The 26,811-nt window shown below is 72.4% G+C and carries 27 protein-coding genes; 11 read left to right on the top strand and 16 right to left on the bottom strand.

The genetic code is table 11. The features are described from left to right. Window positions 1–142 precede the first annotated feature (142 nt). From mshC to ACIA8R_RS52130, 5 genes are read right to left on the bottom strand one after another with little or no spacing between them, the layout of a single operon-like run. Complete coding sequence (gene mshC, locus ACIA8R_RS52150; RefSeq protein WP_397045598.1) at window positions 143–1,360, bottom strand: cysteine--1-D-myo-inosityl 2-amino-2-deoxy-alpha-D-glucopyranoside ligase; 1,218 nt, start codon at window positions 1,358–1,360, stop codon at window positions 143–145. Next, window positions 1,357–2,013, bottom strand: a complete 657-nt coding sequence (locus ACIA8R_RS52145) for an NRDE family protein (RefSeq protein ID WP_364095534.1) — start codon at window positions 2,011–2,013, stop codon at window positions 1,357–1,359. The genes mshC and ACIA8R_RS52145 overlap by 4 nt, the downstream gene beginning before the upstream one ends. A 31-nt stretch (window positions 2,014–2,044) precedes the next feature. Then, a complete protein-coding gene (locus ACIA8R_RS52140; protein WP_357710751.1) occupies window positions 2,045–2,809 on the bottom strand; it encodes an SCO1664 family protein in 765 nt (254 codons plus the stop codon). Beyond that, complete coding sequence (locus ACIA8R_RS52135; RefSeq protein ID WP_357710753.1) at window positions 2,806–3,354, bottom strand: DUF3090 domain-containing protein; 549 nt, start codon at window positions 3,352–3,354, stop codon at window positions 2,806–2,808. Before ACIA8R_RS52135 ends, ACIA8R_RS52140 begins: the two co-directional genes overlap by 4 nt. 9 nt (window positions 3,355–3,363) lie before the next feature. Continuing rightward, window positions 3,364–4,050: a histidine phosphatase family protein gene (locus tag ACIA8R_RS52130; RefSeq protein WP_357710756.1), complete on the bottom strand. Its 687-nt coding sequence runs from the start codon at window positions 4,048–4,050 to the stop codon at window positions 3,364–3,366. Window positions 4,051–4,195: 145 nt separating this feature from the next. Between ACIA8R_RS52130 and ACIA8R_RS52125 the strand changes: the two genes are divergently transcribed. Both ACIA8R_RS52125 and ACIA8R_RS52120 read left to right on the top strand, forming a co-directional pair. Then, window positions 4,196–5,143 (top strand): aldo/keto reductase, encoded by a 948-nt coding sequence (locus tag ACIA8R_RS52125; protein WP_357710759.1) that lies wholly within the window; start codon window positions 4,196–4,198, stop codon window positions 5,141–5,143. 124 nt (window positions 5,144–5,267) lie between these two features. Next, window positions 5,268–6,146: a hypothetical protein gene (locus ACIA8R_RS52120; RefSeq protein WP_397045595.1), complete on the top strand. Its 879-nt coding sequence runs from the start codon at window positions 5,268–5,270 to the stop codon at window positions 6,144–6,146. 7 nt (window positions 6,147–6,153) lie between these two features. Here ACIA8R_RS52120 and fabI read toward each other — a convergent pair whose 3' ends face one another. Continuing rightward, on the bottom strand, window positions 6,154–6,918 hold the full coding sequence (fabI, locus tag ACIA8R_RS52115) for an enoyl-ACP reductase FabI (protein WP_357710763.1): 765 nt from the start codon (window positions 6,916–6,918) through the stop codon (window positions 6,154–6,156). Window position 6,919: 1 nt separating this feature from the next. After that, a complete protein-coding gene (locus ACIA8R_RS52110) occupies window positions 6,920–7,615 on the bottom strand; it encodes a beta-ketoacyl-ACP reductase (RefSeq protein WP_357710766.1) in 696 nt (231 codons plus the stop codon). A 77-nt stretch (window positions 7,616–7,692) separates the two neighbouring features. On the opposite strand from ACIA8R_RS52110, the gene ACIA8R_RS52105 reads away from it, so the two are divergent. Next, window positions 7,693–9,186 (top strand): TldD/PmbA family protein, encoded by a 1,494-nt coding sequence (locus ACIA8R_RS52105; RefSeq protein ID WP_357710769.1) that lies wholly within the window; start codon window positions 7,693–7,695, stop codon window positions 9,184–9,186. Window positions 9,187–9,200: 14 nt separating this feature from the next. After that, window positions 9,201–10,559, top strand: coding sequence for a metallopeptidase TldD-related protein (locus tag ACIA8R_RS52100; RefSeq protein WP_397045600.1), 1,359 nt, complete (start codon window positions 9,201–9,203; stop codon window positions 10,557–10,559). A gap of 193 nt (window positions 10,560–10,752) precedes the next feature. Here ACIA8R_RS52100 and ACIA8R_RS52095 read toward each other — a convergent pair whose 3' ends face one another. After that, on the bottom strand, window positions 10,753–10,965 hold the full coding sequence (locus tag ACIA8R_RS52095) for a dodecin (RefSeq protein ID WP_357710772.1): 213 nt from the start codon (window positions 10,963–10,965) through the stop codon (window positions 10,753–10,755). Window positions 10,966–11,064: 99 nt separating this feature from the next. Between ACIA8R_RS52095 and ACIA8R_RS52090 the strand changes: the two genes are divergently transcribed. Beyond that, the gene (locus tag ACIA8R_RS52090; protein WP_397045592.1) at window positions 11,065–11,379 is read left to right on the top strand and encodes a DUF3099 domain-containing protein; all 315 of its coding nucleotides are present in this window, start codon (window positions 11,065–11,067) and stop codon (window positions 11,377–11,379) included. A 313-nt stretch (window positions 11,380–11,692) separates the two neighbouring features. Here ACIA8R_RS52090 and ACIA8R_RS52085 read toward each other — a convergent pair whose 3' ends face one another. From ACIA8R_RS52085 to ACIA8R_RS52075, 3 genes are all read right to left on the bottom strand, one after another. Then, on the bottom strand, window positions 11,693–12,493 hold the full coding sequence (locus ACIA8R_RS52085; protein ID WP_397045590.1) for an NTP transferase domain-containing protein: 801 nt from the start codon (window positions 12,491–12,493) through the stop codon (window positions 11,693–11,695). Window position 12,494: 1 nt separating this feature from the next. Beyond that, complete coding sequence (moaA, locus tag ACIA8R_RS52080) at window positions 12,495–13,484, bottom strand: GTP 3',8-cyclase MoaA (protein WP_397045588.1); 990 nt, start codon at window positions 13,482–13,484, stop codon at window positions 12,495–12,497. A gap of 139 nt (window positions 13,485–13,623) precedes the next feature. Then, the gene (locus ACIA8R_RS52075; RefSeq protein WP_357710781.1) at window positions 13,624–14,001 is read right to left on the bottom strand and encodes a helix-turn-helix domain-containing protein; all 378 of its coding nucleotides are present in this window, start codon (window positions 13,999–14,001) and stop codon (window positions 13,624–13,626) included. Window positions 14,002–14,114: 113 nt separating this feature from the next. Here ACIA8R_RS52075 and ACIA8R_RS52070 point away from each other — a divergent pair, with 113 nt between their 5' ends. Further along, complete coding sequence (locus ACIA8R_RS52070; protein ID WP_397045586.1) at window positions 14,115–14,768, top strand: NAD(P)-dependent oxidoreductase; 654 nt, start codon at window positions 14,115–14,117, stop codon at window positions 14,766–14,768. Between the two features lie 81 nt (window positions 14,769–14,849). Here the strand turns inward: ACIA8R_RS52070 and ACIA8R_RS52065 are convergent, their stop codons facing one another. From ACIA8R_RS52065 to ACIA8R_RS52055, 3 genes are all read right to left on the bottom strand, one after another. Continuing rightward, window positions 14,850–15,344 carry a hypothetical protein gene (locus ACIA8R_RS52065; protein WP_397045584.1) on the bottom strand — a complete coding sequence of 165 codons (495 nt, stop codon included), beginning with the start codon at window positions 15,342–15,344 and terminating at the stop codon, window positions 14,850–14,852. A 151-nt stretch (window positions 15,345–15,495) separates the two neighbouring features. Then, window positions 15,496–16,491 (bottom strand): hypothetical protein, encoded by a 996-nt coding sequence (locus ACIA8R_RS52060; protein WP_397045582.1) that lies wholly within the window; start codon window positions 16,489–16,491, stop codon window positions 15,496–15,498. A gap of 80 nt (window positions 16,492–16,571) precedes the next feature. After that, a complete protein-coding gene (locus ACIA8R_RS52055) occupies window positions 16,572–18,416 on the bottom strand; it encodes an AMP-dependent synthetase/ligase (RefSeq protein ID WP_397045580.1) in 1,845 nt (614 codons plus the stop codon). Window positions 18,417–18,564: 148 nt separating this feature from the next. On the opposite strand from ACIA8R_RS52055, the gene ACIA8R_RS52050 reads away from it, so the two are divergent. After that, window positions 18,565–20,055, top strand: a complete 1,491-nt coding sequence (locus ACIA8R_RS52050) for a peptide MFS transporter (RefSeq protein WP_397045578.1) — start codon at window positions 18,565–18,567, stop codon at window positions 20,053–20,055. 11 nt (window positions 20,056–20,066) lie between these two features. Beyond that, window positions 20,067–20,681: a trimeric intracellular cation channel family protein gene (locus ACIA8R_RS52045; RefSeq protein ID WP_357710563.1), complete on the top strand. Its 615-nt coding sequence runs from the start codon at window positions 20,067–20,069 to the stop codon at window positions 20,679–20,681. A 15-nt stretch (window positions 20,682–20,696) separates the two neighbouring features. On the opposite strand, the gene ACIA8R_RS52040 is transcribed toward ACIA8R_RS52045, so the two are convergent. Next, window positions 20,697–22,127: a PLP-dependent aminotransferase family protein gene (locus ACIA8R_RS52040; RefSeq protein WP_397045575.1), complete on the bottom strand. Its 1,431-nt coding sequence runs from the start codon at window positions 22,125–22,127 to the stop codon at window positions 20,697–20,699. 62 nt (window positions 22,128–22,189) lie between these two features. Between ACIA8R_RS52040 and ACIA8R_RS52035 the strand changes: the two genes are divergently transcribed. From ACIA8R_RS52035 to ACIA8R_RS52025, 3 genes are all read left to right on the top strand, one after another. Further along, complete coding sequence (locus ACIA8R_RS52035) at window positions 22,190–22,792, top strand: hypothetical protein (protein ID WP_357710559.1); 603 nt, start codon at window positions 22,190–22,192, stop codon at window positions 22,790–22,792. Between the two features lie 77 nt (window positions 22,793–22,869). Next, entirely contained in the window at window positions 22,870–24,630 is a 1,761-nt protein-coding gene (locus tag ACIA8R_RS52030; RefSeq protein WP_397045573.1) for a glycoside hydrolase family 15 protein, read from the top strand. Between the two features lie 50 nt (window positions 24,631–24,680). After that, window positions 24,681–25,856 (top strand): NAD(P)/FAD-dependent oxidoreductase, encoded by a 1,176-nt coding sequence (locus tag ACIA8R_RS52025; protein WP_397045571.1) that lies wholly within the window; start codon window positions 24,681–24,683, stop codon window positions 25,854–25,856. Here ACIA8R_RS52025 and ACIA8R_RS52020 read toward each other — a convergent pair. Next, entirely contained in the window at window positions 25,846–26,718 is an 873-nt protein-coding gene (locus ACIA8R_RS52020; RefSeq protein WP_397045569.1) for a UbiA family prenyltransferase, read from the bottom strand. The genes ACIA8R_RS52025 and ACIA8R_RS52020 overlap by 11 nt on opposite strands. Between the last annotated feature and the right edge of the window lie 93 nt (window positions 26,719–26,811).

Here is a 26,811-nt window from a genome sequence, read left to right as displayed (position 1 = left end):
GGGGGGCCGCGGGGGGGGGGGGGGGGGGCCCCGCGCCGCCCCGGCGCCCCGCCCGGGGGGGGGGGGGGCCCGCCCCCCCCCCCCCCCCCCACGACCCTGTCCACCACACCCCCGCTCGCACCGGCGGCCGGCGGGCGGTCGGTCAGAGCGCGATGCCGAGCAGGGCGTCGGTCAGGTCCTTGACCAGGCCCGGCTCCTGCGGCCCGCCCTCGGCCAGCGCCCGTTCGGCCCAGGCGTCGATGGCGGCCAGCGCGCCCGGCGAGTCGAGGTCGTCGGCCATCCGCTCGCGTACCGTGGCCAGCAGCTCCTCGGCGCGCGGCGCGCCCTCCAGGGCGACGGCCGAGCGCCACAGCCCGAGCCGTCGCTCGGCGGCGGCGAGCTGGTCGGGCGTGTACTCCCAGTCCTCCCGGTAGTGGTGGGCCAGCAGGACGAGCCGGATGGCCATCGGGTCGTGCGCCTGCCGCAGCCGGCTGACGAACACCAGGTTGCCCTTGGACTTCGACATCTTCTCGCCGTCGAGCGCCACCATGCCCGCGTGCGTGTAGAACTTGGCGAACGGCCACTCCCCCGTCGCCGCGTGCCCCTCGGACGCGCCGCACTCGTGGTGCGGGAAGATCAGGTCGGAGCCGCCCCCGGCCACGTCGTAGCCGGCGCCCAGGTTGCGCAGCGCGATCGCGGTGCACTCGATGTGCCAGCCGGGACGCCCCCGCCCGAGGCTCGACTCCCAGGCCGGCTCGCCGGGCCGCTCGGCCCGCCACAGCAGCCAGTCGAGCGGGTGCCGCTTGCCCGGCCGGTCGGGGTCGCCGCCGCGCTCGGCGGACAGGGCCAGCATCTCGGCCTCGTCGTAGCCGGACACCTGGCCGAACTTGGGGGCGTCGGCCACCTTGAAGTAGACGTCGCCGTCGAGGTCGTAGGTGCAGCCCTTGGCGGCCAGCTCGGTGATCAGGTCGGCGACGTGGCCCACGACCTCGGTGACGCCCACGTACTCGCGCGGCGGCAGGATGCGCAGGGCCTCCATGTCGGTGCGGAACAGCTCGATCTCGCGCTCGGCCAGCTCCTGCCAGTCGACGCCGGTCTGGGCGGCCCGCTCCAGCAGCGGGTCGTCCACGTCGGTGGCGTTCTGGGTGTAGTGGACCTCGTGGCCGGCGTCCCGCCACATCCGGCCCACCAGGTCGAAGGCGTGGTAGGTGTTGGCGTGGCCGAGATGGGTGGCGTCGTAGGGGGTGATGCCGCAGACGTACATCCTGGCGGTGGGGCCGGGATCGGTCTGCCTCACCTGCTTGGTCGTCGTGTCGAAGAGACGCAGCGGAACGCTCTCACCTGGGAGCTTGGGGATGTTCTGGGCAGACCACGATCTCATGCCTTTGAGCCTATCCGTGCCGTAAGGTCCGTGAACTCGTAGGCGGTGTCGTCCTGCCCCAGGGTGACCCGCATCACCGACAGGGAGGCGTGGACGCGGCCGTCGGGCAGCGTGTGCCGGACCAGGAGGGCGCCCGGCCGGTCGGAGTGCGCGCCGGTGATCAGCTCCGCCCAGTCGGCCGCGCCCGCGAAGCGCGGCAGATGCTCACGTACGCGGTCGGCGTCGGGGTCGAGGCCGGTGTTGACGACCATGCTGGTGCCCTCGGGCAGCCGGGAGTCGGTGCGGCGGTCGCCGTCCCAGCTGAACAGGCGGACGCCGGACAGGTCGGCGAGCACGAGGTGGAAGGGGTCGTAGCGGGTCAGGTCGACGTCCGGGGCGCCGCCCGTGGACACCGCGATCAGGGCCAGGTCGCCGCGGGAGATCCTGGTGGTCTCGGGGGCCTGCCTGCCGTGGCCGTTGAGGAGGGCGGCGGCCCGGCCGGCGGACGGGGAGACGGCCATCCAGGTGCCGCCTCCCTTGAGGTCACGGCCGCCGATCACCCCGGGATGCTCGGGCCAGTGCTCCCCCGGCGCCTCCCAGGGGCGGTCGGTGAGCTCGTCCCGCACGCCCATGAGGGTCAGCGGCTCCCCGGTTCTCACGATCAGCGTGCACATGCGGCAAAGGGTATAAAACCCCCGGGACTCGTCAGATCGGGGGCCAGGGAACGGCGGGCCACCCCTCCGAGGGATACGGGTGGACGCCGGTGTCCAGCAGCCGCCTGACCCGTCGCCAGGTGGCCTCCACCTCGGCCAGCGTGAGCAGTTCGCGCAGCCGGCGGCCCAGCGAGCCGGACTCCAGGTCGCGCTCCAGCTTGGCCAGCACCGCCACGGCCTCGCGCGCCAGCGGCTTGCCCCGCCACTGCCACAGCACGGTACGCAGTTTGTCCTCGGCCGAGAAGCAGACGCCGTGGTCGACCCCGTAGACGTGCCCGGTCGGCAGTGGCAGCAGGTGACCGCCCTTGCGGTCGGCGTTGTTGACGATCGCATCGAACACCGCCATCCGGCGCACCACCGGGTTGCGGCTCTTGACCAGGCGCATCAGGTCGATCTCGCGCTCGGTGTCGATCCAGAGCTGGCACATGCCGGGCCCGAACGGGCCCTCGCGATAGACGGTCGGCGGCACGATGCGCCAGCCGGTGGCCTGGGAGACCTCGTAGGCGGCCACCTCACGGGCGGCCAGGGTGCCGTCGGGGAAGTCCCACAGGGGGCGCTCGCCGCGTACGGGCTTGTAGACGCAGGCGGCGCTGCGGCCGCCGAGCTTGATCGAGCAGTAGAGGGTCATGTTGGTGGCCTCGACCAGGCGGCCGGCCACCTCCAGGCGCCCGTCGCGCAGCAGGGTGAGCGCCTCCTCCTCCTGCATGATCGGCGCTTGTTGCGGCTTGACGGCCGGTTCGCTCTCAGGAGCGGTCATGAAGCCGCCTCACCCCCGCGGTAGCCGTTGAGTCGGACGCAGACATGGCCTTCGGCGTCGAGCGGCTGCCCGCACAGGGGACAGGGAGGCCGCCCCGCCGCCACGATCTCGAGCGCCCTCCGGGTGAAGGCGCGCGCCGCCCCCGCGCTGATCCGCACGCGCAGCACGGCCGGGTCGGGGCCGTCGAGGTCCTCCTCGTCGATGACCTCCTGCGCCTCGATCACCACCTGGGAGTTGTCGGCGTCCCAGGCCAGCGCCATGGTGCCGACCCGGAAGTCCTCCGAGACCGGCACGTCGAGGGGGGCGTCGTCGGTCAGGTCGGCCGGGGCGAGCGCGGGCACGTGCGCGGTGCCCCCGCTGAGCCGAAGCACCTCGTCGAGCAGCTCGTCGAGCCTGCCCGCGAGCGCAGCGACCTGCAGCTTCTCCAGCGCCACGGTGGTCAGTCTGCCCTCGGCCCTGGCCTGCAGAAAAAAGACCCGCGCGCCCGGCTGCCCCAGGGCGCCGGCGACGAACCTCTCCGGTGGGTCGTAGTCGAAGACCGGCATAGCCTGACCTTACGTGGTCCCGGGTCCACCGCCGACGGCGGCATCGCTCCCGGTGATGTTTTCTCCCCCGTCTTTCTCCTCCGAATCCTCAGGCAACCGCAATTCCCCCATATCGTTAATCCTGAGAACAAAGGGACGCAGGGGGGCATAGCGAATGACTGTGAGGGCCGCAGGATCGGCTGTTATCCGCTGAAAATGATCGAGGTGCAGTCCTAGAGCGTCGGCCACGATCGCCTTGATGACGTCTCCGTGGGTGCACGCCAGGTAGACACCCTTCAACCCGAGGCGTTGATTCCACTCCCGGACGGCCGCGACCGCTCGATGTTGCATATCGGCCAGCGACTCCCCTTCCGGAAATGTCACCGCACTCGGATGCGCCTGGACGGTCTGCCACAGCGGCTCCTGGGCGAGCTCCTTGAGCGGGCGGCCCGTCCAGGTGCCGTAGCCGCACTCGATCAGCCGCTCGTCGATCCGCACGTCCGCGCCGCGCCCCTTCGCGACGGCCTCGGCGGTCTCGCGGCACCGTTCGAGCGGGCTGGAGACGACGGCGTCGAGCCGGACCCCGGCGATGCGCCCGGCCAGCGCCTCGGCCTGCGCCCGGCCGGCCTCGCTCAGGTGCACCCCCGGGGTGCGCCCGGCCAGCACCGGCCCGGTGAGGTCGGTCAGCCCGTGGCGGGCCAGCAGAAGGGTGGTCACACAGCAAGTGTCGCAGGCGCGGATCACCATGTTTCACACACCTGCGAGAAATCTTCACATACAGCCACCGCCACGGTCCTCACCAGGCAGGACATTGGAGCGGCTGACTGGCGGGCGGGCCCGTTCTTGGTAACCTGGCGGGATCATGGAGCAGCGCTATGTCGGCCGCAGCGGCCTGTCGGTGTCCCGGCTGGGGCTCGGCACGATGACCTGGGGCCGTGACACCGACCCGGAGGAGGCGGCCGCCCAGCTCCGTTCGTTCGTCGAGGCGGGCGGCACCCTCGTCGACACGGCCGACGTCTACACCGGCGGCGACTCCGAGCGGCTGCTCGGCCGCATGCTGCGCGACTCGGTGCCGCGCTCGGAGCTGGTGATCTCGACCAAGGCCGTGGTCACGCCGACCGGCCGCCGGCCGCGCGACGCCTCCAGGCGCCACCTGATCGCCGCCGTCGACGAGTCGCTCAACCGGCTCGGCCTCGACTACGTCGACCTGTGGCAGCTCCACACCTACGACGCCGAGGTGCCGCTGGAGGAGACCCTGGCCGCCCTCGACGCGATCGTCTCCTCGGGCCGGGCCGTCTACGCCGGGGTGTGCGACTACGCGGGCTGGCAGCTCGCCGCCGCCGCGGTCACCCAGAAGTCGGTCCCCGGCCGCATCCCGATCACCTCGGCCCAGGTGGAGTACTCCCTGCTGGCCCGCGAGCCCGAACGCGAGCTGCTGCCCGCCGCCGCCCACCTCGACGTCGGGGTGCTGGCCTGGTCGCCGCTCGGCAGGGGCGTGCTGACCGGCAAGTACCGCACCGGCATCCCGGCCGACTCCCGCGCCGCGACGCCGCACTTCGCCGACTTCGTCCGGCCCTATCTCGACGAGCGCGGCCGCAGCGTGGTCGAGTCGGTCACGACCGCCGCCGACGGGCTCGGCGTCTCGCCGCTGGCGGTGGCGCTGTCATGGGTGCGCGACCAGCCGGGGATAGCGTCGGCGATCGTCGGCGCCCGTACGCACACGCAACTGAAGGGCATCCTGTCGGCCGAGGACGTCGTGCTCCCGATCGAGATCCGGGAGGCACTCGATGACGTGTCGTCGCTCGACTGACGAACGAGAATCCATCTCGCGTATCACTAGTCGATACCGAATCGCAACTTTACCGGGAAAAAGCCTGCGTCTGACGGGTCTTGTCCATAAGGATTTCCTCCTGAAGCGACACAGGAGGGGACGGATGGGGAGCAGGACCGCGATCTCGGCCGGGGTGCTCGCGGTGGCACTGGGGGCGATCCCGGTGGGGGCGCCCGCCGCTTCCGCCGCCGCCCAGGACTGCTCACGCGACGGGGGCCTGCTCTCGGGCGTGACCAGCACGCTGTGCGACGTCGTCGGCGCGCTCACGGGCACGGTCGACGACCTGACCGGCGGCAAGACCGAGCCGGTGACCAAGGGCGTCAAGGACACCACCGATGAGGTGCTCGGCGCTGTGGGCGACGCCGTACCGACCGGCAAACCCGGTAAACCCGACAAATCAAGTAAGTCGGACACCCCGGCCCGGCCCTCCCCCAGCCCCACCGACGACCTGGTGCCCGAGGCGCTCAAGGACGTCTGCCTGCCGGTGCTGGCCTGCGACGACCAGGGCGTGCTCGAGACGCTCGCGCCGCACGCCACGACCTCGCCCGAGACCGGGACGAAGACCGGGACCGACACAGAGGCCGGGCGCCGCCGGGACCGGCCCCGCGAGCGCGCCGAGCAGGACACCGCGCCGCTGCCGACGCAGCCGCCCACGCCGCCGCAGCACAGGCCCTACACGCTGGACGACGAGCGGCCGGTCACCGCCGAGGAGCCGACCGCCGATCCCGACGACTCGCGGGTGGAGTTGTTGTGGCCCAACCCGTTCGCACGGGAGCTGGCCGTGCCGCTGCGCGACCAGCGGGTGGTGCGGCCCAGCCCGCCGGCTCGCGACGTGCTGGGCACGGTGCTGACGATCCTCCTGCTGGGGTCGGCGGTGCTGGCCACCCGGATCGTGCAGCAGCGGCGGCACCGGGCCGAGCCGAGCGAGACGATCCCGTTCGAGCCGGCCCCGGCCAACAACGGCAGGCACCGCCTGGCGTGAGGCGGGCTCAGCCGCCGATCGCGTGGGCGCCGCCGTCGACGTGGACGATCTCGCCCGTCGTGGCGGGGAACCAGTCGGACATGAGCGCCACGCACGCCTTGGCGGCCGGGACCGTGTCGGTGAGGTCCCAGCCCAGCGGCGAGCGCTCCGGCCAGCTCTCCTCGAACTCCTTGAAGCCCGGGATCGACTTGGCGGCCATCGTGCGCAGCGGCCCGGCCGAGACCAGGTTGACCCGGATGTTGTGCTTGCCCAGGTCGCGGGCGAGATAGCGGCTGCACGACTCCAGCCCCGCCTTGGCCACGCCCATCCAGTCGTAGACCGGCCACGCCTTGGAGGCGTCGAAGTCGAGGCCGACGACCGCGCCGCCCTCCTTCATCAGCGGCAGGCAGGCCACCGCCAGCGACTTGAACGAGTACGTGGAGACCTGCAGGGCGGTGGCGACGTCCTCCCACGGCGTGTTGAGGAAGTTGCCGCCGAGGGCGCTCTGCGGCGCGAACCCGATGGAGTGCACGACGCCGTCGAGCCCGTCGACGTGCTCGCCGACGCGGGAGGCCAGCGTGTCGAGCTGGTCGGTGTCCTGGACGTCGAGCTCCAGCACCGGCGGGGTCTGCGGCAGCCGCTTGGCGATGCGCTCGACCAGGCTCAGCCGGCCGAACCCGGTGAGCACCACCGTGGCGCCCTCCTCCTGGGCCAGCTTGGCCACCGAGAAGGCGATGGAGGCGTCGGTGAGCACGCCGGTCACCAGGATCCGCTTGCCTTCGAGAATTCCCACGTCAGTGCCCCATTCCGAGTCCGCCGTCGACCGGGATCACGGCCCCGGTGATGTAAGAGGCGTCGTCGCCGGCCAGGAAGCGGACGACGCGCGCGATCTCCGCGGGGGCGGCCTGCCGCCCGAGCGGGATGTTCTTGACGATGGCCTCCTGGTCGAGGCCGGACGTCATGTCGGTGGCCACGAAGCCGGGCGCGACCACGTTGACGGTGATGTTGCGCGAGCCGTACTCGCGGGCCAGGGAGCGGGCGAAGCCGACCAGGCCGGCCTTGGAGGCGGCGTAGTTGGCCTGGCCCGCCTGGCCGGACAGGCCGACCACCGAGGAGATGAGGATGATGCGGCCGCGCTTGAGCTTCATCATGGGCCTGATGGCGCGCTTGGCCACGCGGTAGGCCCCGGTCAGGTTGGCGTCGATGACGTCGGTGAAGGTCTCCTCCTTCATCATCGCCAGCAGGGTGTCCTTGGTGATGCCCGCGTTGGAGACGAGGACCTCGACCGGCCCCTGCTCGGCCTCCACCTTGTCGAAGGCGGCCTCCACCTCGGCCGTGCTGGTGACGTCGCAGCGGACGCCGAACAGGCCCTCCGGCGGCTCCCCCGATCGGTAGGTGACCGCGACGGCGTCGCCGGCCGCGGCGAGTTCACGGGCGATCGCGAGGCCTATGCCGCGATTGCCTCCGGTGACGAGTACAGAGCGTGCCATGGCATCTGACGCTATCTCTTACTTGCGAGTATCCGCTTGTCCGGGTGGTACAAGATCACAGGGTTAGGATCGTGGACATGCGCCAGATCGATCCCGATTTCCTGGAACTGCCGCTGCGGCAGCTCGCGGACGCCGCCTTGCAGCGCGCCCGCGACCTCGGCGCCGAGCACGCCGACTTCCGGCTCGAACGCGTCAGGGCCGAGACGCTGCGCCTGTACGACGCCCGCCTCGAAGGCTCGCTCGACGCCGACGACCTCGGCTACGCGGTCCGTGTCGTCAAGGGTGGCACATGGGGGTTCGCGGCCGGCATCCACCTCACCCCGCAGGCCGCCGCCGCCGTGGCCGAGCAGGCGGTGCGGGTGGCCGAGGTGAGCGCGCCCGTCAACCGGGAGCCCATCGAGCTGGCGCCGGAGCCGGTGCACGCCGACGCGGTGTGGGTCTCCGACTACGACGTCGACCCGTTCGAGGTGCCCACGTCCGACAAGGTGGGGCTGCTGGCCGAGTGGTCGGCGGGGCTGCTCAAGGGCGCCGACCACGTCTCGGCGCGGCTGCTGCAGGTCAAGGAGCAGAAGTTCTACGCCGACAGCTCCGGCACCGTGACCACGCAGCAGCGCGTGCGCGTGCATCCGTCGCTCAACGCGATGAAGGCGCACGAGGGCGGCTTCGACGACATGTCCACGATCGCGCCGCCGGTCGGCCGCGGCTACGAGTACCTGACCGGCACGGGCTGGGACTGGCCCGCCGAGCTGGCCCGCCTGCCGGAGCTGCTGGCCGAGAAGCTGGCCGCGCCGTCGGTGGAGGCGGGCGACTACGACCTGGTGATCGACCCGTCCAACCTGTGGCTGACGATCCACGAGTCGATCGGCCACGCCACCGAGCTCGACCGCGCGCTCGGCTACGAGGCCGCCTACGCCGGCACCAGCTTCGCCACCTTCGACCAGCTCGGCGAGCTGGTCTACGGCTCGCCGCTGATGAACGTCACCGGCGACCGCACGGTCACCCACGGCCTGGCCACGGTCGGCTACGACGACGAGGGCGTGCGGGGCCAGAGCTTCGACATCGTCAAGGACGGCGTCCTGGTGGGCTACCAGCTCGACCGGCGGATGGCGCTGATGAAGGGGTTCGGCCGCTCCAACGGGTGCGCGTTCGCCGACTCCCCCGGCCACATGCCGATCCAGCGCATGGCGAACGTGTCGCTGGCCGCCGCGCCCGGCGGGCCCTCCACCGAGGAGCTGATCGCGGGCGTCGAGCGCGGCCTGTACATCGTGGGCGACAAGAGCTGGTCGATCGACATGCAGCGCTACAACTTCCAGTTCACCGGGCAGCGGGCGTACAAGATCTCGCACGGGAAGCTGGCCGGGCAGGTCAGAGACTTCGCCTACCAGGCCACCACGACCGATTTCTGGCAGTCGATGGAAGGGGTCGGCGGGCCGGGCACGTACGTGCTGGGCGGCGCCTTCAACTGCGGCAAGGGCCAGCCGGGGCAGGTCGCGCCGGTCAGCCACGGATGCCCGTCGGCGCTGTTCAGGGGCGTGCGCGTGCTCAACACCGTGCAGGAGGGCGGGAAGTGACTACTCCGCAGGAGATGGTGGAAAGGGCCCTGGAGCTCTCCGCGAACGACGGCTGCGTGGTGCTGGTGGACGAGGGGTCCACCGCCAACCTGCGCTTCGCGGGCAACACGCTGACGACCAACGGCGTGGCCCGCTCGTCCCGGCTGACCGTGATCTCGGTCGCGGGCGAGGGCGTGGGCGTGGTCTCGCGCTCGTCGGTGCGCGACGACCAGCTCGCCGACGTGGTCGCGGCGGCCGACCGGGCGGCGCGCGAGGCGCGTCCGGCCGAGGACGCCCGCCCGCTGGTCGAGGGCGGCGCCGCCGCGGCCGGCTGGGACGACGAGGTGCGGCCGACCGACATCGGGGTGTTCGAGAGGTTCGCGCCCGCGCTCGGCGAGGCGTTCTCGGCCGCCGAGGCCGGCGACAGGAAGCTCTACGGTTTCGCCGAGCACTCCCTCACCTCGACCTTCCTCGGCACCTCCACCGGCGTGCGGCTACGCCACGACCAGCCGACGGGCCGCCTGGAGCTCAACGCCAAGTCCGGCGACCTGAAGCGGTCGGCCTGGACCGGCGTGTTCACCGAGGACTTCGCCGACGTCGACGTCGCCGCGCTCGGTGCCTCGCTGGCCCAGCGCCTGGAGTGGGCCAAGACCCGCGTCGACCTGCCCGCGGGCCGCTACGAGACGCTGCTGCCGCCCAGCGCGGTGGCCGACCTGATGATCTACCTGTACTGGTCCTCGGGGGCCAGGGACGCGCTCGACGGCCGTTCGGTGTTCTCCGGGCCGGGCGGCGGCACGCGGGTGGGCGAGCAGCTCGCCACGCTGCCGATCACGCTGTCCAGCGATCCCCTGGCCGCGGGCATCTCGTGCGCGCCGTTCGTCACCGCGCACACCTCCAGCCGCGACGGCTCGGTGTTCGACAACGGGCTGCCGCTGGGCCGGACCGACTGGATCAGGGACGGCCGGCTGGAGGCGCTGCTCCAGACGCGCCACTCGGCCGGGCTGAGCGGGCTGCCGGTGACGCCCGGCATCGACAACCTCGTCATGACCGGCCCGGCGGAGGACGCGCGCTCGCTGGAGGAGATGATCGCCTCCACGCGGCGCGGGCTGCTCGTCACGTGCCTGTGGTACATCCGCGCGGTCGACCCGCAGACGCTGCTGGTCACCGGCCTCACCCGCGACGGCGTCTACCTGGTCGAGCACGGCGAGGTCGTCGGCGAGGTGAACAACTTCCGGTTCAACGAGAGCCCGGTCGACCTGCTGGGGCGCGTCACCGAGGTGGGCGCGCCGGAGCGCACGCTGCCCCGCGAGTGGAACGACTACTTCCAGCGCACGGTGATGCCGCCGGTGCGGGTGCCGGACTTCAACATGTCGACGGTCAGCCAGGCGAGCTGACGCCCACCCGCCCGAAGCCGCCGCCCGAAGCCGCCGCGCCCGCCGTCCCGCCCGTCGCCCCGCGATCGGACGGGACGGCGGGCGTCGTCGTGCGGTCCGCCGTCCGGGAGGCCCCCAGCGCGCCGCTGGACGGCCCCCGGGCGGGGCGGGTGTCAGTGGCCTCCGCGCGTGCCCGCGGAGGCTCCAGGGACGGTCAGGAGTCCTCCAGGCGGAAGCCCACCTTCATGCCCACCTGGTAGTGCGCGATGTCGCCGCCGTCGAGATGGCCGCGGATCTCGGTGACCTCGAACCAGTCCAGGTGGCGCAGGGTCTGCGAGGCCCGCTGGAGGCCGTTGCGAATGGCCTGGTCAAGGCTCTCCCCCGACGTGCCGACTATCTCAGTGACCCGATACGTTCGATCCGTCATCTCCCCATCCTCCTTACTCGAAGGCCATGATCGCATGTCCCTCTCCGCCGCCCGGCCGCGCCGTCGCGCCCTGCCCGTACGAGGTCTACCGTGGAAGGTATGAAGGGGTGGCGCAAGAAGCAGGACGTTCACCAGGTCACGGACGCCAGACCTTCGCTGACGGCCGACATCCGCAAGCGCGAGGTCGCCTACCTGATCAAGATGGGCATCCGGACGATCTGCCTGATCCTGGCGGTCGTGCTGCCGGTGCCGTGGCCGTTCCGGCTGGTGTTCATCGCCGGGGCCGTGTTTTTGCCATACATTGCGGTAATCGGGGCCAATGAGCGGAGCGAGGGCGCCCCGCCACCTGCCTTTCAGTCTCCCGAGGCTAACCAAACCGAGATACCGCTGCATCGACGCGAGATCGGGTCGTGACTAAGTCTTGACGCATCCCATGGGTTGTAGGTGTACGCTTTAGGCAAGCGCTCCGGTCCCCCGTCGGAGTGCTGGTGCCGGCGTTCCGGGCCCCCGTCGGAACGCCGATGAAGCGACGCCGGGTGGTTTGCCCCCGTAACCACCCGGCGTCGCCCTTTTCCTGGCCAGCCCTTTGCATTGGACGATCAGTCCCCGCGCCGGCCGGAGTCCGATAGGACCGCTTTCCCGAAATCGTTTACACCGCCCTCCTCCTCGTATTTCACAGGAAATCTTGAGGAAGGGGACGGCTTGACTTCAAGAGTTCGTTCGAGTGTCAGCCGTCAGTCAGCGTCTCGGTGGTGGCCCGCTCCCAGTTCTTCGCCAATGTGATCAGTTTGGCCACGGCGTCCTCAGGGGCGGTTCCCGCCCCCTGGGCCAGCCCGAGCAGGTAGGCGGTGAGCGGCGCGGCGGGCCTGGCCACCCCGTGGGCGACCTCCTTGGTCAGGTCGAGGACCAGGTCGCGGTCAACCCGGGCCGGGTCGACGCCCAGTTCCCCGCACACCAGCGCGGTCCACTCGGTGAGTACGTTCATGCGAGCCTCCTTCAGGTCGTCCATCGTGTCGCAGTCGAACCACGGCCGGCCGGGCGAGGCCAGCCGCGTTCCGGTCAGGGGGCCCAGCAGGCCCTTGAGCGAGCGCCCGGCGTAGGCGTCGAGGGACGCCCGCAGCTCCGGCACCGGCCAGGCGCCGACGAGCCACTGCTCGCGGCCCTCGTCGTCGACCATGACCGCCCCGGCGCCCGGACGGGCCGCCGCCAGCAGCTCCCGCACGTGCGCCGCCGTCAGGAACGGCAGATCGCCGGCGAGCAGGACCAGCCACGGCGCGTCGACCTCACGCAGCCCGGCGGCCAGCGCGGGGACGGGCCCGCCGCCCGGCGGGTCCTCCCGGGCGAAGAGCACCCCGGGCAGGTCACGGCGGGGGCCCACGACGACCGTGCGGCGCGCCCCGGACGCCGCCGCGACCACCCGCTCGACCAGCGGACGGCCGCCGACGGCCAGGCCGGGTTTGTCCGCGCCGCCCAGGCGGCGGGCCGCTCCCCCGGCCAGGATCACCGCGTCGAAGGGGTCGACGGGCACGCTAGCCGCCGATGGCCGACATCGGCCTGGACGGCTGGAGGAAGGACGGGTCGTCGATGCCGTGCCCGGCGCGCTTGCGCGAGACCGCGGCGGTCCAGCGGGCGGCCAGGTCGTCGTCGGAGGCGCCCGCGCGCATGGCGCTCTTGAGGTCGGACTCCTCGGTGGCGAACAGGCAGTTGCGCACCTGGCCGTCGGCGGTGAGCCGGACCCGGTCGCAGGCCCCGCAGAACGGGCGCGTCACCGAGCCGATCACCCCGACCCTGGCCGGGCCGCCGTCGACCAGGAACCGCTCGGCCGGGGCGCTGCCGCGCTGCTCCAGGTCGTCGGGCGCCAGGTCGAAGGCGGACGAGAGGCGTTCGAGGATCTCGTCGGCGGTGATCATGCCCTCGCGGGTCCAGCCGTGCTGGGCGTCGAGCGGCATCTGCTCGATGAAGCGCAGCTCGTAGCCCTGGTCCAGGCAGAAGCGCAGCAGCGGCACGGCCTCGTGGTCGTTGACCCCGCGCATGAGGACCGCGTTGACCTTCACCGGGCGCAGGCCCGCCGCGTCGGCGGCGGCCAGCCCTTCGATGACGTCGGCGTGCCGGTCGCGGTGGGCCAGCCGCTTGAACGTGGCCGGGTCGAGGGTGTCGAGCGAGACGTTGACCCGGTCGAGGCCGGCCCGTGCCAGCGGCTCGGCCACCCGGGCCAGGCCGATGCCGTTGGTGGTCAGCAGCACCTGGGGGCGCGGTTCGAGGGCGGTGGTGCGGGTGACGATGTCGACCAGCTCGCGCCGCAGCAGCGGCTCGCCGCCGGTGTAGCGCACCTCGGTGATGCCCAGGCGCTCGACGCCGACGCGCACCAGCCGGACGATCTCGTCGGCCGTCAGCAGCTGCGCCGTGGGCAGCCAGTCGAGCCCTTCGGGCGGCATGCAGTACGTGCAGCGCAGGTTGCACTTGTCCGTGAGGGACACCCGCAGATCCGTGGCCACCCGTCCGAACGAGTCTCGCAACATGGGGCGTCACCTCCTGTCCGTTTTCGCCAGAGAGCCAGAGAGCCAGAGTACGACGGGTGTCGCGCGACCCTCAAAACCGCCTCGCCCTCGCGGCAACGCGCCGCGCTCGTGATCGATTCCGCCGGGTCGCGGCGGATCGTCAGGAGGTGGGCAGGGCGTGGTCGGCGTACCAGGACTCGCGGGCGTCGATGAGCTCCGACAGGTGTGTCCTCGACCACTCGCAGCAGGCCGCCATGGGGGCCAGCAGGCTGCGGCCGAGGGGGGTGAGCGCGTACTCGACGCGGGGCGGGATCTCGGCGTAGGGCGTGCGGGTGAGCAGGCCGTCGCGTTCCATCGCGCGCAGGGACTCGGTGAGGACCTTCGGGGTGATGCCGCGCAGCGGGACCTGGAGCTCGGTGAAGCGCCTCGGGCCCTGCTCCAGGCAGTGGATGATCTTGGCGGTCCACTTGTCGCCGACCCGGAAGGGGGGGACGTGGACGCATTCGGCGAACATGTCGGGGTCAAGGGGTTCGGCCATGGCGTCCATGGTAGGCGGCGGAGGGTCACTATCGTTGCGGGAAGGGACCACCGGGCGTCTACCGTCTGCCGGGCGCGGCCGGGTGTGCCGGCCGCTGAACGGAGCGCTGGACGATGAGCAGGATCGTGGTTTTCGGCGGTGGCGGGCGGGCCGGCGCGCGGGTGGTCGCCCGGGCCCTGGAGCGGGGGCACGAGGTGACGGCCGTGGTGCGCGACCCGGCCCGGTACGCGGGGCCCTCCGGCGACGGCGTCCGTGTGGTCGCGGGTGACGTGACCGACCCGGGGAGCGTGGCGGCGGTCTCGGCGGGGCACGACGTGGCGGTGCAGGCGGGCGCCCGGATGGACGTGCCGTCGGCGGAGTTCTACACGGCGGCGGCACGGGCGCTGACCGCCGGGCTGGCGAAGGCGGGCGTGCCCCGGCTGGTGGCGCTGGGCATCGGCACCCTGCTGGAGGTCGCGCCGGGGACGCGACTGGTGGACACGCCGGGCTTCCCCGAGGACGCCCGGACGTTCTCGCTCGGGCACGCCGCCGAGCTGGAGGTGCTGCGCGCGGAGGGCGGGGCGCTGGACTGGGTGGTGATCGCGCCGCCGCCGGTGGTGCTCGACGACCTGGCGGAGCGCAGCGGGCGTCACCGGTTCGGCGGGGAGCAGGTCATGGCCGCCGAGGAGGGCGGTCCCGCGTTCTCCTACGCCGATCTGGCCGCGGCGGTGGTGGACGAGATCGAGCAGCCGCGGCACCACCGGGTCCAGGTCGCCGTCGGTTACTGAGACGTCGTCGGTTACTGAGACGTCCGGGGCCGGACATGCCGGAAGCCCGGCCGCACGCGGCCGGGCTTCCGCCGGGTGCTGCTAGTGGCGGCGGCCGCCGTAGACCTTCACCCAGTCCTTGCCCTCGGAGGGGGCCAGGTATCGGGAACCCTCGAAGACGGCACGCCAGGTGCCCGAGGTGTAGGCCCGCTCGCTGGTGTGGAAGTAGCCGTCGCGGCTGGTCCGCACCGACTCGACGTAGTCCCATCCGCTGCTGCCGTCGGCCTGGAAGAGGATCGTGACCCGCTTCGACGCCAGACGGTGCCAGCGCTCGCTGTCCTTGCAGTAGTCGGCGTGGTGGACCGAGACGAAACCGCTGATGTAGTCCTCGTCGCAGGACACGGACAGCTTGCCCTCGATGTCGATGGCCTTGCCGCGCCGAACCGGGTCCGGGCTGACGTCGAGCTGGAGGCTCGTGCGCCCGCCGGCGAAGTCGGGATCGGGGTCCGTGTCCGCCAGGGCGGGCGCGGCGGCGGTGGCCACCAGGGTGGCGCCCACGGCGGCCGCGGCCAGTCCGGCGGCTAGACGTCGCATCATCAAAACAAATCCTTCCCCGTCTGGACGCGCCTCAGGGACGAAGCACGTCAACGCCTAATGACGCGTAAGGGTAAAGAAAAGTTGCGAAACGACAGATCACAATCAGATAACGACAAATACCCTGGCGGCTTTTTGTGCGTGTTTTATCGCCTTAACTGGCGATTTGTCGGGGTTTTGTGGTGTATGCGGCGTAGTGGGAGTTTCCGGGGAAGTGGATCCGCCACACGCCGCCCCTCCTGGACGGGACGGTCTGCACGAACGCCCCGGCCGCGTCGGTCGTCGTCTCCCCCGCGTCCTCCCAGGCGGGCGAGCCCTCCCCGCGCCACTGGAGCCGCAGCCGCTGCTTGGCGTACGGCCCGAAGTCGGTGAAGCCGCGCGGGTCGATCCGGGTCAGCGAGCCGCGCAGCCGTACGCCGCCGGCGGCCTTCGGCGACCTCTCCACCCGGACGGACGACAGCCTGGTCGCCCTTCTGAGCTCGAAGGAGGCGTATTCGGTGACGGTGGCGCCGTCCGCGTCGCGGGCGGTGGCGCTGATCGTCCAGGTGCCGGTCGGGTAGAAGCGGTTCAGTTTCTTGTCCGGCAGGAAGCGCCAGGTCTGCCAGTCGCCCGCCATCCGGGCCGGAGGGACCTCCCCCTGCCGCCAGACCAGCCTGGGCGGCAACGCGTTCGTGACCGGGGCCTTCTGCAGGTCGAGCCTGGGATCGGCGACGAGCGCCAGGGGCATCTGGGCCAGCGGCGCCCCGGCCGGGCCGCCGGAGGGCGCGTCCTCGGGCACGATTCCCGGCCTGGCGTCAGGGGAGGCGGGGGGCTCCGAAGGCGTGTCGGGCCCATAGGGCGTGGAGGGCGCCGGGAGGGCGGGTTCCGAGGCGGGCGGGAGGCCGGACGGGTCCGGCTGGGGAGGCTTGGCCGACAGCAGCGGGCCGGGAGGCACGCCGGGCTCGACCTTGACGGTGACGCCGTTCTTGCCGCGCGCGCCCCGGGCGATCACGTCGATCACCAGGCTCACGGAGTCGTGGGCGCCCACGACCGGTTCCGCGGGCCGTACGGTGATGGCGCGGATGGCGAGCTCGGTCGCGGCGGGATACGCGGGCACGGGCGCCGTGAGCGATCCCGCCGCGAGCGAGACGAGAAGGAGGCTTCTGGTCATGAGCGAGACGCTAGGAAGCGCCCGGTCATGACCAGGACCGCGACACACACCCCTTATGGCAAAGCCACCGGGGCGAGGGGTCAGCGCGCCTCGCCGTAGAGGGACTCGATGACGTCGGCGTACTTGGCGTGGATGACGCGGCGCTTCAGCTTCAGGCTCGGGGTGAGCTCCTCGGTCTCGGCCGTCCACTCGGTGCCGAGCAGGGCCCACCGTTTGACCTGCTGCACCCTGGCCAGCTTGGCGTTGGCGGCCTCGACGGCGGCCGAGACCTCCTTCAGGACGTCGGGATGCTCGGCCAGCTCGGCCAGTGAGGCGAAGCCGATGCCGCGGGAGTTCGCCCAGCCGGGCGCGGTCTCGCCGTCGAGGGTCAGCACGGCCACCGGGTGCGGGCGGTTGTCGCCGTAGGCGAGCGCCTGGCCGATGAGCAGGTGCTCCTTGAGGTGGTTCTCGATCTCGGCGGGTGAGACGTTCTCGCCGCCCGCGGTGATGATGAGTTCCTTCTTGCGGTCGACGACGCGGTAGAAGCCGTCGTCGTCGACCGTGCCGATGTCGCCGGTGTGCAGCCAGCCGTCGGCGTCGATCAGCTCGGCGGTGGCCTCGGGGCGGTTGAGGTAGGCGCCGGTGTTGAGCGGGCTGCGGGTGAGGATCTCGCCGTCCTCGGCGATGCGGACCTCGACGCCGGGCTCGGCCCTGCCGACGGTGCCCAGGCGGTAGCAGGAGGGGCTGTTGCCGGTGAAGGCGCCGGTGGTCTCGGTCATGCCGTAGACGTCGATGACCTTGAGCCCGAGGCCGGCGTAGAAGTGCTGGACCTCGGCGGGCAGGGGGGCGGCGCCGGTGGCGGTCCATTCGGCGCGGTCGAAGCCGATCATGCCGCGGACGACCGACAGCAGGGACGCGTCCGCCTGGTCGTAGGCGGCCTGGATCTCGGGGGTGATCGTGCCGCCGTACTGGCCGGCCTCGACGTAGGCGGCGCCGGCGGCCATGGCCTGGCGTACGGCGGCCTGCTGCTCCTCCGGCTGGGTGGCGAGCACGGCGAGCAGCCGGGCCATCATCTTCTCCCACACGCGCGGCACCCCGAAGAACATCATCGGCCTGACCTGGCCGAGCGTGGCGCCCAGGCCCGCCAGGTCGGTGCAGAAGTGCACGTGCGACATCTTGACCAGCGGGAGGTAGAGGCTGAGGATGCGCTCGGCGATGTGGGCGTAGGTGAGGTAGGAGATCTGGGTGCCGTGCGTCGGCAGCGTGGTGATGCGGTCGGTGGCGGCGACCTCGTAGAAGACGTTGGTGTGGGTGAGCGGCACGCCCTTGGGCATGCCGGTGGTGCCCGAGGTGTACAGGACGGTGACGACGTCGCCTTCGGTCACCTCGCGGGCGCGGGCCTCGACGGCGTCCTCGTCCTCGGCCAGGCGGGCGCGGCCCAGGTCGAGGAAGTCGGCCCAGGACAGGAAACGCTCATCGCCGGCGGGGGCGCCGTCGAGCATGATGATCCGGCGCAGGCCGTCGAGCCGGTCGAGCACGGGCTGCCAGCGGGCCAGCTCGGCCGGGCCACCCAGGACGGCGAAGCGGGCGCCCACGTCGCCGGCCACGAACGCGATCTGGTCGGGCGCGAACGTCGAGTAGACCGTGCAGCCGACGCCGCCCGCGTGCACGGCGCCGAGGTCGGCGAGCACGTGCTCGCTGCGGTTGACCATCATGATCGCGACGGCCTCGCCGCGTTCCAGGCCGAGGGCGGCGAAGGCGGCCGCGATCTCCAGGATGCGCCGCCGGGCCTGCCCGTAGGTCAAGGTGGACCAGCCGTCCCCGTCGGGGTCGGAGTACGCGGGCGCGTCAGGGTGCTGGGCGGCCACCTGCCTGAGCTGTTCGCAGACCGTGCGACCGGCGATCTCCCGCTCGATCGAGGCCCGTACGTCGAGGACTTCGGCCATGGCACCCGCCTCCAGTCAGTAATCACTTGCACAGGTGGCATGCATCGCACCACACCCTCTGGGCAGCGGCAAGACCCAGCCGCGAAACGGCCGGCTCGTTCACGTAGAGTGATCGATCAGGTGCCGTACGTGTCTTGGGGGGGCGCGCATGAGCAAGGGCGGAAGGACCTTCTTCGGGCATCCGTGGGGGCTGGCGACACTGTTCTCCACCGAGATGTGGGAGCGCTTCAGCTGGTACGGCCTGCGGGCGATCCTGGCCACGTTCATGGCGGCCTCGCCGGCCCACCGGGGCCTGGGCATGTCCCAGGAGACCGCGCAGGCGGTGGTCGGCGTCTACGGCGCGCTGATCTACCTGGTGGCGCTGCCCGGCGGCTGGATCGCCGACCGCATCCTCGGGGCGCGCCGGTCGGTGTTCTGGGGCGGGTTCGTCATCATGCTGGGCCACATCAGCATGGCGATCCCGGTGACGACGTCGTTCTTCGTCTGGCTCGGGCTGCTGCTCATCATCAGCGGCACCGGCCTGCTCAAGCCGAACATCTCGGTCATGGTCGGCCGCCTGTACGGCGAGGACGAGGACGGCCGCAGAGACGCCGGCTTCTCCCTGTTCTACCTGGGCATCAACCTGGGCGCCTTCTTCGCGCCGCTCGTCGTCGGCTGGCTGGCCGACGGCGACCGCTGGCACCTGGGCTTCGGCGCCGCCGCGGTCGGCATGGCCCTCGGCCTCCTCCAGTACGTCTGGGGCGGCCGCAACCTGCGCGGCATCGGCGAGCGTCCCGGCGTCCGGCTGACGCCGCCCGAGCGCCGCCGCTTCGGCCGGCTGGCCGGGGTGGGCGCGGCCGCGACGGCCGTCGCGCTCGGCGTGTGGGCGGCCACCGGCACGCTCACGATCGACCGTCTGGCGCTGGCGATCACGATCGCCATCCTGATCGTGCCGATCGTCTACTTCGCCTACATCCTGATGGGCAGCCACAACCTCACCGACGAGGAACGCGGCCGGATGAAGGCCTACATCTGGCTGTTCGTCGCGGCGGCGATCTTCTGGATGATCTACGACCTGGCGCCGAGCAAGCTGCTGTTCTTCGCCGCCGACCACACCCGGCTGGAGCTGTTCGGGGTGCCGATCCAGGCGGCCACGACGCAGTCGTTCAACCCGCTGTTCATCATGATCTTCGTGCCGGTGTTCGCGGCGTTGTGGGTGAAGCTCGGGGTGCGCGTGAGCACGCCGCAGAAGTTCGCGTTCGCGCTGGTCATGGTGGGGCTGAGCTTCGTGGTGATGGCGCTGGCCGCCTCGCTGGCGACCGGCGGGCGGGTGTCGGTGTGGTGGCTGGTGCTGGTCTACCTGATCCAGGTGTTCGGCGAGCTGTCGCTGAGCCCGGTCGGGCTGTCGGTGACGACGAAGCTGGCGCCCGAGGCGTTCAAGGGGCAGATGCTCGGGATCTGGTTCATCGCGGTGTCGGTGGGCGACGCGGTGGGCGGGCAGACCGGGCGGCTCAGCCGCTACCTGTCCGATCCGATGTACTACCTGGTCCTGGCGATCATGGCGATCGCGGCCGGGGTGGCGCTGTTCCTGTTCACGCGGAAGCTGCGGGTGCTCATGGCCGAGCACTACCATGCGGCGGCCATGCCGCCGATCCGGTAAAAACATCCAACGTGTCTGAAATTCTCGACCTTGTCGGTATTTTTGTCTTCGCCTTGACCGGTGCGCTCATGGGTGTGCGCAAGCGGCTCGACGTGGTCGGGATGGGCGTCCTGGCCGAGATGACCGCGCTCGGCGGCGGACTGGTCCGCGACCTCATTCTCAACGTGCGTCCGGCCGCCTTCCAGAGCCTGGGTTACGTGCTGGTGCCGGTGGCCGCCACGGTGATCGTCTTCTTCTGGCATCCGCACGTGGCCCGCGTGATGCCCGTCATCCTCGTGCTCGACGCGGCCGGTCTCGGCCTGTTCGCGGCCGTCGGCACCGAGAAGGCCCTGGAGTACGGCCTCAGCCCCCTGCACGCGGCCATCCTCGGCGTCACGACGGCCGTCGGCGGCGGCGTGATCCGCGACGTGCTGGCCGGCGAGATCCCCACGCTGCTGTACGACCGCCAGCTCTACGCGGTGCCCGCCCTGCTGGGCTCGGCCGTGATGGCGGGCCTGTCGTCGGCGGGGATGCACGGCTGGCCGGCCACGCTGGCCGCCGCGCTGCTGGCCTTCGGCCTGCGCATCACCGCGATGCGCCGCAACTGGCGGGCGCCCTTGGCCAAGGGCGCCGAGGAGCACTCCTAACCCCTCACGCAGCACTTACACCATCGGCACGAGCGAGTCGGGGTGGCGGCGGGCGCTCGTGGGGCCTTCGGCGCGGGCGCGGGCGATGCGGGCGACGGCATCGGCGACGGTCTCGGGCGGCAGGGTGAACGGCAGGCGCAGGTAGCCCTCCAGGGTGCCTTCCAGGCCGAACCAGGAGCCCGGGGCCAGGCGCACGCCGTGGGAGGCGGCGGCGTCGGCGAGCGTGCTGGAGGTGTCGCCGTTGAGGCGCACCCACAGCGTGCCGCCGCCGCGCGGCGACGTGTACGTCCAGTCCGGCAGGTGCCGGGCCAGCGCGCCGACGAGCGCCTCGCGTGAGGCGCGCAGGCCGCGGCGGCGTTCGGCGCGGGTCTGCGCCAGCCGTTCGAACAGGCGGGCGGTGACCAGTTGCTCCATCACCGGGCTGGAGATGTCGACGGCCGCGCGGTGCCGGGCCAGCCGGCGGGCCAGGGCGGCCGTGGTGCGGATCCAGCCGATGCGCAGGCCGCCCCACCACAGCTTGGACGCCGACCCGATGCTGATCACGCGGCTGTCGGTGTCGAAGGCGGCCATCGGCGAGGTGTGCGGCACCTCGTCCAGGGCCAGTTCGCTCCAGGTCTCGTCCACCAGCAGGATGACGTCGTTGCGCCGGGCCGCCCCGGCGACGGCGGCGCGGGTGGCGTCGTCCATGAGGGCGCCGGTGGGGTTGTGGAAGTCGGGCATGAGGTAGGCCAGGCGGACGGCCGACTGCCGCATCGCGGCGGCCATGAGGTCGGGCTGCCAGCCCTCGTGCGAGATGCCGAAGGGCACGATCCGCGCGCCGTACTGGCGGGCCACGTCGATGGCGTGCGGGTAGGTCGGGGACTCGACCAGGACGGGGTCGCCGGGGCCGATCAGCAGGCCGGCCACGAGCGAGATGGCGTGCTGGGAGCCGGTGGTGACGACGATCTGGTCGGGCCGGGTGGCCAGGCCGCGCTCGGTGTAGCGGGCGGCGATGCGCTCGCGCAGGAGCGGCAGGCCCATGGGGTCGTAGCCGTTGCCCATGCCGTACCTGGGCAGGTCGTCCAGGGCCTCGGCCATGGCCTCGCGCAGCGTGGACGGCGCCGACGGGGCGGCGCAGTGGAGCTGGATCAGGCCGTCGTCGCCGGTGCTGAGCCAGGGGTTCTCACGGGTGGTGGCCGGGTCGGGCAGGGTGGTCCAGCTTCCCGAGCCCTGCCTGCTGTCCAGGTAGCCGCGCTCGCGCAGCAGGTCGTAGGCGGAGGTGACGGTCGTGCGGCTGACGCCGAGGGTCTCGGCCAGGTGGCGTTCGGCGGGCATGCGGACGCGTACGGGGATCTGGCCGTCCATGATGAGCGCGCGCACGCCGTCGGCCAAGGCGCGGTAGTACGGGCGGGCGGCCGGATCGACGTCGACCAGCCGGGCCACCTGCGCTGCCGACAAATGCCTCATAAGGCCACTTTCCATGATTGGCCCTGTTTTGGCAACCATTGGCCTGCCACTATGAGGCCATCATGAGCGAAGCAACCGTCCCCCGCCTGAGTTCCCTCCCCGCCCGGCTCCTGCGCCTCTACGGCGGCCTGGCCCTGTACGGCGCCGGCATCGGCCTCCAGGTGGAGTCCGGCCTCGGCAACGATCCCTGGGACGTCTTCCACCAGGGCCTGGCCCTCAGGCTGGACGTGTCCATCGGCACGGTCATCATCGGCGTGGGCGCCCTGGTCATGCTGCTGTGGATCCCGCTGCGCCAGCGGCCCGGGCTCGGCACGGTCAGCAACGTGGTGTTCCTCGGCCTGTTCGCCGACGCGGCGATCCTGCTGCTGCCCACGCCGTCCCACCTGGCCGTCCAGGCGCTGTACGTGGCGCTCGGCGTGGTCGCGATCGCGCTGGCCACCGTGCTCTACATCGGGGCCGGCATGGGCCCGGGGCCGCGCGACGGCGTCATGACCGGACTGATGCGGCTCGGCCTGTCCGTGCGGCTGGCCCGCTTCCTCATCGAGCTCACCGTGCTGGCCGTGGGCTGGCTGCTGGGCGGCAGCGTCGGCGTCGGCACGCTCGTCTTCGCCCTGGCCATCGGTCCGCTGACCCAGCTGTTCACCCGCTGGTTCCCCCTGTCGTGACCCCGCGGCGGGCCCGTCCTGACGCGACAGGACCGGACCCGGCGCGGGATCACCCGCGCGCGAGTAGCGTCTTCGGCATGCGGATTGAGGACTACGCGCTGATCGGAGACATGCAGTCGGCCGCACTGGTGGCCAGGGACGGTTCCATCGACTGGCTCTGCCTGCCCAGGTTCGACTCCCCCTCGTGCTTCGCGGCCCTGCTCGGCAGCGAGCGCAACGGCCACTGGTGGCTGGGGCCGTCGGCCCGGCGGCCGGCCACCCGCCGCCGCTACCGGCCCGACACGCTCATCCTGGAGACCGAGTGGGACACCCCGACCGGCACGGTCCGGGTGATCGACTTCATGCCGCCGCGCGACCGGAACCCCGACGTCGTGCGCATCGTCGAGGGCGTCTCGGGCAGCGTCGAGGTCTCCACCCAGCTGCGCGTGCGCTTCGACTACGGGCGCATCGTGCCGTGGGTGCGCCGGACGAACGGCCACCTCCAGGCCGTCGGCGGCCCCGACTCGGTGTGGCTGCACTCCCCCGTGCCGCTCAAGGGCGGCGACTACGCCCACCGGGCGACGTTCACCGTCAACGCGGGCGAGCGGCTGCCGTTCGTGTTCACCTGGCATCCCTCCCACGAGTCGATGCCGCCGCGCATCGACGCCGAGGAGCAGCTCGCCGAGACCGAGGCCATGTGGACCGAGTGGGTGAGCCGGTGCGCCTACCAGGGCCCCTACCGGGAGGCGGTGACGCGGTCGCTGATCACGCTGAAGGGGCTGACGTACGCGCCGACCGGCGGCATCGTGGCCGCGCCCACCACGTCCCTGCCCGAGGACATCGGCGGCGTGCGCAACTGGGACTACCGGTTCTGCTGGCTGCGCGACGCCACGATGACGCTCGACGCGCTGATCAGCTCCGGCTACCTCGACGAGGCCGCCGACTGGCGTTCCTGGCTGCTGCGCACCATCGCCGGCCGCCCCCAGGACCTGCAGATCATGTACGGCGTCGCCGGCGAGCGCCGCCTGCCCGAGCTTCGCCTCGACTGGCTCGACGGCTACGAGGGCTCCCGCCCGGTCCGCATCGGCAACGAGGCCGTCCAGCAGCTCCAGCTCGACGTCTACGGCGAGGTGATGAACTGCCTCTACGTCTCCCGCACCCGCGGCCTGGCCGCCGACGAGCGCGCCTGGTCGATCCAGCGCCAGCTGCTCGACTACGTGGAGGAGCACTGGGACGAGCCCGACGAGGGCCTGTGGGAGGTGCGCGGCCCGCGCCGGCACTTCGTGCACTCCAAGGTGATGTGCTGGGTCGCCCTCGACCGGGCCGTCAAGTACGTCGACGGCTTCGGCCGCACCGGCCCGGTGGAGAAGTGGTGCGCGCTGCGCGACGAGATCCACGCCGAGATCTGCGACAAGGGCTTCGACCCCCACCGCAACACCTTCACCCAGTCGTACGGGTCGTCGGAGCTGGACGCGGCGCTGCTGATGATCCCCGTGGTGGGCTTCCTGCCGCCCGACGACCCCCGCGTGGCGGGCACGGTGGCGGCGATCGAGAAGGAGCTGATGTCCGACGGGTTCGTCCTGCGCTATCCGCTGGCCGCCGACAACGACGTCGACGGCCTGCCCGGCGGCGAGGGCGCGTTCCTGGCGTGCAGCTTCTGGCTGGTGGAGGTCATGGCGATGCAGGGCCGCAAGGAGGAGGCGGAGAAGCTGTTCGAACGCCTGCTGGAGCTGCGCAACGACGTCGGGCTGCTGGCCGAGGAGTACGACCCGCGCTACGGACGCCTGGTGGGCAACTTCCCGCAGGCGTTCAGCCACGTGCCCCTCGTCCACGCCGCCCGCGCGCTGTCGCGGGCCTGACCCGGCGGGAACGGGTTTCCCGCCGCGCGCGGGGTGGGACAAGACCTCGCATGGGTGAGGAGTGGGACCTGGCCGTCGTGGGCGCGGGACCGGCGGGCTCGGCGGCGGCGCTGCGGGCCGTCCAGCTGCGGCCGGACCTGCGCGTGGTGCTGCTCGACCGGGCCGGCTTCCCCCGCGACAAGCCGTGCGGCGACGGCATCGCCGCGCACGGGCGCGACGAGCTGGCCCGGCTGGGGCTGCCCGATCTCATCGACGACTACCGGCCCACGCCCCGGCTGACCGTGGTCTCGCCGGGCGGGCTGCGGGTCTCGGCCGAGGCGGCCCGGCCCAACCACGTGGTGCCGCGCCGGGTGTTCGACGCGCGGCTGGTGGAGGCGGCCGGGGCCCGGGGCGTCGAGGTGCGCCGCCACCGCGTCAGGGAACTGGCCCGCGACGGGTCCTGGGTCGTCCTGGACGGGCGGCTGCGGGCCCGTACGGTGGTGGCGGCCGACGGGGCCTACTCGGCGGTGCGCCGGCTGATCGGGATGCCCGCGGCGGCCGAGCGGCACACCGCCCTGGCCGTGCGCGGCTACGCCGACGTGCCCGAGTCCGACGACGTGCAGCTCATCGCCATGCAGCGGGCGGGCTGGCCGGCCTACGCGTGGTCGTTCCCGATCGGCGACGGCACCGCCAACGTCGGGTTCGGCATGCTGCTGCCCCGGCTGCGGACGGCGGGGGCGCCGGGCCGCCAGGTGCTGCACGGCAGGCTGGCCGAGCTGCTGCCCGACCGGCCCGCGCGCGACCTGCGCGCCCACCACCTGCCCCTGTCGACCGGGCGGCCCGCGCCGGGCGCCGGGCGGGTGCTGCTCGCCGGGGACGCGGCGGGGCTGATCAACCCGCTCACCGGCGAGGGCATCTACTACGCGCTGCTGTCGGGGCGCCTGGCGGCCGAGGCGGCGGTCGAGGCGCCGGACGACCCGCTGGCCCGGTACCGGGCCAAGCTGCGCGGCGCGCTCGGGCGGCACCTGCGCACGACCGACGTGCTGGCCCGGCTGGCGCAGTCGCCGGGGTTCATCGACGCGGCCATCGGCACCGCCGCGCACCGCAAGGAGGTGTTCGACCTGCTGGTGGAGGTCGGCCTCGGGGCGGGGACGGTGCCCGCGCCGCTGGCCCTGGCGGTCGGGCTGCGCTGGCTGCGCGGCGCGACGGGCCTGCCCCGGGGGCGTCGGGACGGCGTCAGGCGGTGAGGGCGGCGCCGTTGGCGAGCAGCAGGAGCACGTCCACGGCGGCCACGGCCACGGCGGTGACGAACGGCGCCCGCGCGGACCGGCCCGCGAGCAGCGTCCCCCCGACGGCGAGCAGGACGGCGGCCCCCATGGCGAGCCACCCCGCCACGCCGGGACCGCCGGGAGGGCCGAGGACGAGCAGGCAGGTGGCGGCCAGCAGCGGCAGCGGCACCAGCACCCGTACGCGCGCCGCCCCCAGCCGCTGAGGCCACCCGCGCACGCCGGTCGCGAGGTCATCCTCGATGTCGGGCAGCACGTTGGCCAGGTGCGCGCCCACGCCGAGCAGCGCCGCCGCCACGACCGCCCACCAGGCCGGCCACGGCTCCCCGGGCAGTCCGAGCGTCACGAACGCCGGCAGCACCCCGAACCCGGCCGCGTACGGCGCCCACGACAGGACCGTGGCCTTCAGGCCGAAGTCGTACGCCCAGGCGCCCAGCACGCCCGCCAGGTGCAGCAGTCCCGCCGTACGGCCGGAGGCGAGCGAGAGCGGCACGCACAGAACCAGCGCCGCCAGCGCGGCCACCCGGACGGCGGTCACGCTCACCGTGCCGTCGGCGGCCGGTTTGCCCGCGCGCCCGGCGGCGGCGTCCCGTCCGGCGTCGAGCGCGTCGTTGCACCAGCCGACCGACAACTGCCCCGCCAGCACGGCGGCGGCCACCAGGACGCAGCCGCCCGCGTCCCGGCCCGCCGCCACGGCCAGCGCGGTGACCAGGGCGGTCACGGCCACGGTCGGGCCCGGATGGCAGGCCAGCGCCAGCGCGGCGGCCGTACGGGCCGGCCCGCCGCGCGCCACGGCGGCGGCCGCGGGATCCGGGTCGGTCACACGGTGATCGTAGACCGCAGGACGCGCGGCGAGAATTCCCGCGCGCCGCGTTTGGCTTAAATGACCATCCTTGCGGGAAGCGTGCGGGGAGTG

It is taken from the genome of Nonomuraea sp. NPDC051191 (assembly GCF_044455665.1).
GTDB lineage: Bacteria > Actinomycetota > Actinomycetes > Streptosporangiales > Streptosporangiaceae > Nonomuraea.
The sequence above is the reverse complement of the archived record's forward strand: the minus strand, read 5'-3'. Positions and strand labels throughout refer to the sequence as shown.

Bases quoted from the DNA above. Each gene is read 5' to 3' on its own strand.
- ACIA8R_RS52135 (WP_357710753.1), bottom strand. From the start codon at position 3,354: ATGCCGGTCTTCGACTACGACCCACCGGAGAGGTTCGTCGCCGGCGCC.
- ACIA8R_RS52025 (WP_397045571.1), top strand. From the start codon at position 24,681: ATGGGTGAGGAGTGGGACCTGGCCGTCGTGGGCGCGGGACCGGCGGGC.
- ACIA8R_RS52100 (WP_397045600.1), top strand. From the start codon at position 9,201: ATGGTGGAAAGGGCCCTGGAGCTCTCCGCGAACGACGGCTGCGTGGTG.
- ACIA8R_RS52070 (WP_397045586.1), top strand. From the start codon at position 14,115: ATGAGCAGGATCGTGGTTTTCGGCGGTGGCGGGCGGGCCGGCGCGCGG.
- ACIA8R_RS52125 (WP_357710759.1), top strand. From the start codon at position 4,196: ATGGAGCAGCGCTATGTCGGCCGCAGCGGCCTGTCGGTGTCCCGGCTG.
- ACIA8R_RS52060 (WP_397045582.1), bottom strand. From the start codon at position 16,491: ATGACCAGAAGCCTCCTTCTCGTCTCGCTCGCGGCGGGATCGCTCACG.
- ACIA8R_RS52030 (WP_397045573.1), top strand. From the start codon at position 22,870: ATGCGGATTGAGGACTACGCGCTGATCGGAGACATGCAGTCGGCCGCA.
- ACIA8R_RS52145 (WP_364095534.1), bottom strand. From the start codon at position 2,013: ATGTGCACGCTGATCGTGAGAACCGGGGAGCCGCTGACCCTCATGGGC.
- ACIA8R_RS52110 (WP_357710766.1), bottom strand. From the start codon at position 7,615: ATGGCACGCTCTGTACTCGTCACCGGAGGCAATCGCGGCATAGGCCTC.
- mshC (WP_397045598.1), bottom strand. From the start codon at position 1,360: ATGAGATCGTGGTCTGCCCAGAACATCCCCAAGCTCCCAGGTGAGAGC.
- ACIA8R_RS52095 (WP_357710772.1), bottom strand. From the start codon at position 10,965: ATGACGGATCGAACGTATCGGGTCACTGAGATAGTCGGCACGTCGGGG.
- ACIA8R_RS52140 (WP_357710751.1), bottom strand. From the start codon at position 2,809: ATGACCGCTCCTGAGAGCGAACCGGCCGTCAAGCCGCAACAAGCGCCG.
- ACIA8R_RS52035 (WP_357710559.1), top strand. From the start codon at position 22,190: ATGAGCGAAGCAACCGTCCCCCGCCTGAGTTCCCTCCCCGCCCGGCTC.
- ACIA8R_RS52090 (WP_397045592.1), top strand. From the start codon at position 11,065: ATGAAGGGGTGGCGCAAGAAGCAGGACGTTCACCAGGTCACGGACGCC.
- ACIA8R_RS52065 (WP_397045584.1), bottom strand. From the start codon at position 15,344: ATGATGCGACGTCTAGCCGCCGGACTGGCCGCGGCCGCCGTGGGCGCC.
- ACIA8R_RS52105 (WP_357710769.1), top strand. From the start codon at position 7,693: ATGCGCCAGATCGATCCCGATTTCCTGGAACTGCCGCTGCGGCAGCTC.
- ACIA8R_RS52050 (WP_397045578.1), top strand. From the start codon at position 18,565: ATGAGCAAGGGCGGAAGGACCTTCTTCGGGCATCCGTGGGGGCTGGCG.
- ACIA8R_RS52040 (WP_397045575.1), bottom strand. From the start codon at position 22,127: ATGAGGCATTTGTCGGCAGCGCAGGTGGCCCGGCTGGTCGACGTCGAT.
- ACIA8R_RS52120 (WP_397045595.1), top strand. From the start codon at position 5,268: ATGGGGAGCAGGACCGCGATCTCGGCCGGGGTGCTCGCGGTGGCACTG.
- ACIA8R_RS52055 (WP_397045580.1), bottom strand. From the start codon at position 18,416: ATGGCCGAAGTCCTCGACGTACGGGCCTCGATCGAGCGGGAGATCGCC.
- ACIA8R_RS52075 (WP_357710781.1), bottom strand. From the start codon at position 14,001: ATGGCCGAACCCCTTGACCCCGACATGTTCGCCGAATGCGTCCACGTC.
- moaA (WP_397045588.1), bottom strand. From the start codon at position 13,484: ATGTTGCGAGACTCGTTCGGACGGGTGGCCACGGATCTGCGGGTGTCC.